The sequence below is a fragment of the Streptomyces sp. IBSBF 3136 genome, from assembly GCF_036815105.1.
In the GTDB taxonomy this organism is placed as follows: Bacteria; Actinomycetota; Actinomycetes; order Streptomycetales; family Streptomycetaceae; genus Streptomyces.
The window spans coordinates 1-6,689 of record NZ_JAJSZC010000324.1 but is presented as its reverse complement, the minus strand read 5'-3'; the positions used below and the strand labels follow the sequence as shown (position 1 = coordinate 6,689).

Here is a 6,689-nt window from a genome sequence, read left to right as displayed (position 1 = left end):
CACTCCCCGCTGGTGTGCGCCGGCCGGCCGAGTCACAGCGACTCGGCGTACTACACCGTCCCCGGCGGGGCGGGGGTCTTCGCGACCGGGACCATGCGCTGGGTGGAGGGGCTGCTCGCGGGCACCGGCGAACTCGGCCGCGACCACGGCATGGACGGCCGTACCAGGGCGTTCGTCACGCGCGCCACCGAGAATTTGCTGCGCACGTTCGCGCGGGGTCCCGCGGCGCGGCACGCCCCCGCGCCGGTCGCCGACACCGCTCAGGTGTACGGCGGCCCGGCCTGAGGTCAGGGCAGCGGGGTGCCGCCGGTGGCGTTGAGGATCTCCGCCGTGACGAAACTCGCCTGGTCGGAGGCGAGGTAGACGTAGGCCGGGGCGATCTCGGCGGGCTGGGCAGGCCGGCCGAGCGGGCTCTGCTTGCCGAACTCGGTCGTGTCCGGGAGCGTGGCGGGGATCAGGGGCGTCCAGACCGGGCCCGGTGCCACGGCGTTGACGCGGATGCCCCGCTCGGCGACCATCTGCGCCAGGCCCTGGGTGAAGGTGACGATGGCGCCCTTGGTCGTCGCGTAGTCCAGCAGATGCGGGCTGGGCTTGTATGCCTGCACCGACGTCGTGTTGATCACGCTGCCGCCGCTCGGGATGTGCGGCAGGGCGAACTTGGTCAGCCAGAACATGCCGTACAGGTTGGTGCGGAGCACCCGGTCGAACTGCTCGGTGCTGATCGCCTCGATGCCGTCCGGCTGGGACATCTGGTAGGCCGCGTTGTTGACGAGGACGTCGATGCGCCCGAACTCGTCGACCGCCCGGTCGATCAGCGCACGGCAGTTGTCCTCCTCGCGGATGTCGCAGGGCACGGCGACGGCCTTGCGGCCCGCGTCCTCCACCAGGCGGGCGGTCTCGCGGGCGTCCTCCACCTCCTCCTCGAGGTGGGTGAACAGCACGTCGGCGCCCTCGCGGGCGTAGGCGAGCGCCACCGCACGCCCGATGCCGGAGTCTCCGCCCGTGATCACGGCTTTGAACCCGTCGAGGCGGCCCGCGCCCCGGTAGGACTCCTCGCCGTGGTCCGGCGGCGGGTCCATCGGCCCGGTCCAGCCGGGGTGCGGCTGGTCCTGGGAGGGGAAGTCGGGGCGGGCGTGCCGCGTCGTCGGGTCGGGCTGGGGGTTCTGGTTCTCCGTCACGTCGGCCTCCGGTGCTGGGGCGGTCGGGCAGGCGACCGGGTTCCCTGGTCACCCCGTCCGGCAAACCCCTTCGTTCCAGAGGCCGTGTCCGCGCGCGGGCGCGGGCGGGTCAGATCGTGGGCGTGTGGTGCCCGGCGGAGCGGAGGTGGTCCCTGCGGGCGTTGTTGTAGATCCGCAGGAGGTGCTTGGCCACGGCACAGGGCACGGTGTCGACGTGGCACTGGCGGCACCTGTGCAGGTGCTGCTCGTAGGTGTAACGCGCGTTTTCCAGGGCGTCGGAGGACTCAGAGGGCATGGACATCTCCGGGCAGGGCGCGCCCGGGGACGCGCCGAGTTGACTGACTGGTACAACCGCAGCCAAGGTCATCATGTTACTTGCGGTACTGGGAAACCCGCGGGTAACAACGCCCCCGCACCCGGCACGGGCGGTGGGCGCGGTGCGCGGCGGCCGGCTCCCTCGCACCGCGCCCCGCCCGGTCTCACCACTCGTCGATACGGCGTCCCGTGAGCGCGTCCGGCTCGATGCGCACCCAGAGTTCGCGCCCCTCGCCGGCCCAGGGCGTGCTGTAGGCACGCGCGGTCAGCCGGCTCGTCTCGTCGGGGTCGGTCACGGCACGGGCGGTGCCGCGTACCAGCACGCTCCATCCCTGGCTCAGCGCGTCGTCCACCCGGTCGATCTCGAAGGCCACCTCCTGGCCGACCGCCTGCGCGGGCACCGAGTCCGGGCGCGTCCGGAAGACGACGGCGCCGTCGACGACGCTGTAGTTCACGGGGACGACGACCGGTGCCCCGTCGCCGGACAGCGCGATCCGGCCCACGCCGTGGGTCGACATCAGCTCCCGGCACTCCTCCTCGCCCAGCTCGCTGAGCCGGGGGCTGCGGGCGGCGCGTCCGATGCCCGCCGGGAGACCGGCGTGGCCGCCACCGAGTTCCGCGGGACTGGTCCGCAGCGCCCCCGCCAGCCGCAGCAGGGTGCCGGCGTCCGGCGCCGCGGTGCTGTGCTGCTCCAGGTGGGCGACGTACCCCTCGGCCATGCCCGCGCGGAACGCCACCTCCGCCCGGCTCAGGCCCAGTTCCGTGCGGCGCCGCTCGACGCGGCGCCCGAGGTCGCCCCGCGAGGACGTGCCCGGCGCGTCCTGCGCCGGGTGCCGCGGGCTCGTGCGGTCGGTCATCCTCATCCACTCCTCGTGCTGCTTTCTGCGTTCTGCGTTCCGCCGGCCCACCCGGTACGGGGTGGCGGTGTCGTCGGGTCGTTCATGCCTGCTGGGGGACGACGGCCACCGGGCACCGGGCGTGGTGCAGCAGTCGGTGCGCGACCCGCCCGAGCTGGAGCCCGACGTGCCCGTGCCGGTGCCGGGCCCCGATGACGACGAGGTCGGCGGCGGCCGAGCGGTCCACCAGCACCTTGCGGGCCGCGCCCTCCGCCGCGGTGCGCCGCACCAGCACGTCGGGGTGGTCGGCCGCCGGACCGTCCAGCACCTCGTCGAGTTCGGCGGAGGCCCGGCGCGCGTGCCGGTCCTCGGTGCCGCCGGACCGCAGGGCGTGGTCGGCGATCTCGTACAGCGGGGAGCGCCAGGCCCGTACGGCGTCCAGGACACATCCGCGCACCCGGGCCTCGCCGAGGGCGAAGCGCGCCGCCTCGGCCCCGGTGTCCGGATCGCCGGCGCCGAGCAGGATCCGCTCATGGGTGCCGGCCAGCGCGGCCCGGTCACCGCGCACGACGATCACCGGGCAGCGGGCGCGGGCGGCCACGGTCAGGCCGACCGAGCCGAGCAGCAGCCCGCGCGGCCCGCTCCGGCCGCGGGCGCCCGTCACCACGGCGAACGCGGTGTCACCGGCGCCCACCAGCGCGTCCACGGCGTCCTGCGGGAGGATCGCGGTGGTCGACTTCACCTCGGGGTCGCGCAGCCTGGCCCGCTCCACCGCCAGGTCGACCACGCGTTCGACCATCGCCTGCTCGGAGGGGCGCTCCGAACCCTCCGGCTGGAAGCCTTCGTACCGCTCCCAGAGGGAGGCGTACACCAACCGCAGCGACAGGCCGCGCCGGGCCGCCTCGTCGACCGCCCAGTCGACCGCCGTCAGGCTGGAGTCGGACCCGTCGACGCCCACGACGAGGGGCATGTCCAGCATCGGGCTCACCGCCTTCCGGCGACCGCGTCGCGCCGCGTGCGGAGCGGCCACACCACCACCGTCCCATGCGTACGGCCATCCGTCCCATAGGCCGGTCCGGCCCCCGCGTGAGCCGTTCGGCCCCACCGCGAGCCGGGCCCGCGAGCGGGGCCCGGGAGCCGGGGCCCCGGGCGGCCGGGGCCCCGGGCGGCCGGGCCGGTGCGGCACGCGGGTGGCACGCGCACGGGCCGGCGCGCGGGGCTGCGGGAGACTGGGGGCATGGGCGACACACACGTGGACCGGCTGCCACGCAAGACGTACGAGAAGGAACTGCTCCGGCTCCAGGCGGAGTTGGTGAAACTGCAGGAGTGGGTGCGCGCCGAGCGGGCGCGACTGGTGATCGTCTTCGAGGGACGTGACGCGGCCGGCAAGGGCGGCACCATCCAGCGCGTCACGGAGCACCTCAACCCCCGGGTCGCCCGGATCGCGGCGCTGCCCGTGCCGACCGAGCGCGAGCGCACCCAGTGGTACTTCCAGCGCTACGTCGAGCACCTGCCGGCCGCGGGCGAGATCGTCCTCTTCGACCGGTCCTGGTACAACCGGGCCGGCGTGGAGCACGTGATGGGCTTCTGCACCCAGGAGGAGTACCAGCGGTTCCTGCGGCAGTGCCCGATCTTCGAACGGATGCTGGTGGAGGACGGCATCCTGGTGCGCAAGTACTGGTTCTCGGTGAGCGACGCGGTGCAGCAGGAGCGGTTCCGGCGCCGTCTGGAGGACCCCCTGCGGCGCTGGAAGCTGTCGCCGATGGACCTGGAGTCGCTCTCCCGCTGGGAGGCGTACTCACGCGCCAAGGACGCGATGTTCGTGCACACCGACATCCCCGAGGCCCCGTGGAACGTCGTCGAGAGCGACGACAAGCGCCGGGCCCGGCTGAACATGATCGCGCACCTGCTGGGTTCCGTCCCCTACCAGGAGGTGCCGCCGCCGGTGCTGGAACTGCCCGAGCGTCCGGCGTCGACCGGGTACCAGCGACCGCCCCGCGACCTGCAGACCTTCGTCCCCGATCACGCGGCCGGCCTCTGAACCCGCCGTCACGTCGCGCACGGGGCGTTCGCCGGCCGGCCGTGAGCCGTCGCGGCCGGCGCCGGACGAACAATTAGCGCCGCGTTCCCGACAGGTCCGACCTCGCGGCGAACGTCTTACGGCCGCCCGCGGCACAGGACGCGACAAGACACCGCGACGACGTCCCACATGCGTTGGGATGGCCAGACTTGCACGCCCGACACCGCGGGGTTGCCCATGAAATCGTTCGCCCACCAGCCGCCACGGGTGGCGGCCCCGGTTCTCCCCGACGGATGCACCTGCGGCGCCCGCCTCACCCGCGGCGGCCCCTCGGCGGCCGAGGAAAGGTTCCGCGGACTGCTGGAGGCGGCCCCCGACGCCATGGTGATCGTCGACGACACCGGAGCGATCCGGCTGGTCAACGCGCAGACGGAGGCCCTGTTCGGCTACGGCCGCGAGGAACTGCTCGGCCGGCCGGTCGAGTTGCTGGTGCCGCACCGGTTCCGCGAGCACCACACCCGGCACCGCGACGGCTATGCCGCCAACCGGCAGGTACGCCCGATGGGCGCCGGTCTCGAACTGCACGGGCTGCGCAAGAACGGCACCGAGTTCCCCGTCGAGATCAGCCTCAGCCCGCTGGAGACCGCGGACGGGCTGCTGGTGTCGGCGGCGGTGCGCGACGTCAGCGACCGCAAGGCCGCCGAGGCCCGCATCAACGAACTGGCCGCTCTGGTCGAGTCCTCCCAGGACGCCATCCTCGCCAAGACATTGGACGGCGAGATCACCTACTGGAACGCCGCCGCCGCGCGGCTGTACGGCTACACGGCCGAGCAGGCCATCGGCCGGCACGTGTCCATGCTCGCCCCCGAGGAACTCAACGAGGACATCCGGGTGCTGCTCAAGCGCCTGCGGCAGGGGGAGAAGGTCGAGCACTTCGAGACGTTGCGGGTCACCAGTACGGGCTCGCTCCTCGACGTCGACGTCACGCTGTGGCCGACCCGGGACGCCCGTGGCCGGGTGGTCGGGGCGTGCGCGATCGTCCGGGACATCAGCGACCGCAAGCGCGCGGAGGCCGAACTGACCGCCCTGCTGGAGCAGCAGCGGCACATCGCGCTCACCCTGCAGCGCAGTCTCATGGGCACCCCGCCGGCGATCCCGGGCCTGGCCACCGCCAGCCGCTACCGGCCCGCCACCCAGGGCGCCGGTGTCGGCGGCGACTGGTTCGACCTCATACCGCTGGGTGCCGGCCGGGTCGGGGTCCTCATCGGGGACGTGATGGGCCGCGGGCTCGAGGCGGCCGCCGTGATGGGCCAACTGCGGTCCGCCGCGCACGCCCTGGCCAAGACGGAGATGCAGCCCCGCCGGCTCATGCAGGCCCTCGACACCGTGGTGGCGGACCTCGACGTGCCCGACCAGCTGGTCACCTGCTGCTACCTGGTGATCGCCCCGGACGCCGGGACCGTGACGACCTGTTCCGCGGGTCATCTGCCGACCCTGGTGGTGGACCCCGTGGAAGGCGTCCGCGCCCTGCCCGCACCGGTCAACGCCCCGCTCGGGGTGGGCGGCGTGCTCTACGAGGAGTCCTGTGTCGCCATAGCGCCCGGCGCCACCCTCGTGCTGTACACCGACGGCCTGGTCGAGACCCCCGACAGCGACATCGAGGCCCGCATCTTCGAACTCACCACCGTCCTCGGCACCTGCCTGCCGCGGTCGACGGGTCTGGAGACCGCGGCCGACCACGTGCTCGCCACCCTGCTGCCCGACGCCGAGGGCCACAACGACGACGTGACCCTGCTGCTGGCCCAGCTGCCGGCCGCCCCGCTGGCCGCCGTCACCACCACGCTGCCCGCCGTCCCGGCCTCCGTGCCGGAGGGCCGCTCCTTCCTCCGCCGCACTCTGGCGCTGTGGGACTGCGCCGCGGCGGCCGAGGACGCCCTGCTGCTGCTCTCCGAGACCCTGACCAACGCCGTGCAGCACGCCGAGGGGCCGGTGGCGCTGCGGCTGTGCCGTACCGCCACCGACCTCACCGTCGAGGTCAGCGACCACAGCCCGCACCTGCCGCAGCCTCGGCTCGCCGCACAGTTCGAGGAGTCGGGCCGCGGTCTGCTGCTGGTCCGCAACCTCGCCGAGAGCTGGGGCGTACGGCCGACGGACGAGGGCAAGACGACCTGGTTCACGCTGAAGCTGTGAGGTGTGCCGGGGCCCACGGGCCCCGCGCCCGCCGTCGGGCCGGCCCGCCCGGCTCCCCCCACCGGAGATCGAGCGGGCGACCGTCGATCGGGACTCGACAAGCGGCCGGACGGCCGGGCGCCGGGCCGAACGGCCCCCCTGCCCCCGCTC

6 protein-coding genes and 1 pseudogene are annotated in these 6,689 nt (G+C 73.9%); 3 read left to right on the top strand and 4 right to left on the bottom strand.

All coding sequences use genetic code 11. From position 1 onward, the window contains the following. Positions 1 to 285 (top strand): annotated as a pseudogene (locus V7E45_RS37660) (N,N-dimethylformamidase beta subunit family domain-containing protein); the annotation flags it as partial. Positions 286 to 287: 2 nt separating this feature from the next. On the opposite strand, the gene V7E45_RS37655 reads toward V7E45_RS37660, so the two are convergent. The 4 genes from V7E45_RS37655 to V7E45_RS37640 all read right to left on the bottom strand — a co-directional run bounded on the left by V7E45_RS37655 (position 288) and on the right by V7E45_RS37640 (position 3,308). Further along, positions 288 to 1,178 carry an SDR family oxidoreductase gene (locus V7E45_RS37655; protein WP_333778775.1) on the bottom strand — a complete coding sequence of 297 codons (891 nt, stop codon included), beginning with the start codon at positions 1,176 to 1,178 and terminating at the stop codon, positions 288 to 290. Positions 1,179 to 1,287: 109 nt separating this feature from the next. Then, positions 1,288 to 1,473: a hypothetical protein gene (locus V7E45_RS37650; RefSeq protein ID WP_333778774.1), complete on the bottom strand. Its 186-nt coding sequence runs from the start codon at positions 1,471 to 1,473 to the stop codon at positions 1,288 to 1,290. 184 nt (positions 1,474 to 1,657) lie between these two features. Continuing rightward, a complete protein-coding gene (locus V7E45_RS37645) occupies positions 1,658 to 2,350 on the bottom strand; it encodes a helix-turn-helix domain-containing protein (RefSeq protein ID WP_333778773.1) in 693 nt (230 codons plus the stop codon). Positions 2,351 to 2,432: 82 nt separating this feature from the next. After that, entirely contained in the window at positions 2,433 to 3,308 is an 876-nt protein-coding gene (locus V7E45_RS37640) for a universal stress protein (protein WP_333778772.1), read from the bottom strand. A gap of 258 nt (positions 3,309 to 3,566) precedes the next feature. Between V7E45_RS37640 and ppk2 the strand changes: the two genes are divergently transcribed. Together ppk2 and V7E45_RS37630 are read left to right on the top strand one after the other, a co-directional pair. Then, a complete protein-coding gene (gene ppk2 / locus V7E45_RS37635; RefSeq protein ID WP_333778771.1) occupies positions 3,567 to 4,370 on the top strand; it encodes a polyphosphate kinase 2 in 804 nt (267 codons plus the stop codon). 216 nt (positions 4,371 to 4,586) lie between these two features. Next, positions 4,587 to 6,539 (top strand): PAS domain S-box protein, encoded by a 1,953-nt coding sequence (locus tag V7E45_RS37630; protein WP_333778770.1) that lies wholly within the window; start codon positions 4,587 to 4,589, stop codon positions 6,537 to 6,539. Positions 6,540 to 6,689: the final 150 nt, after the last annotated feature.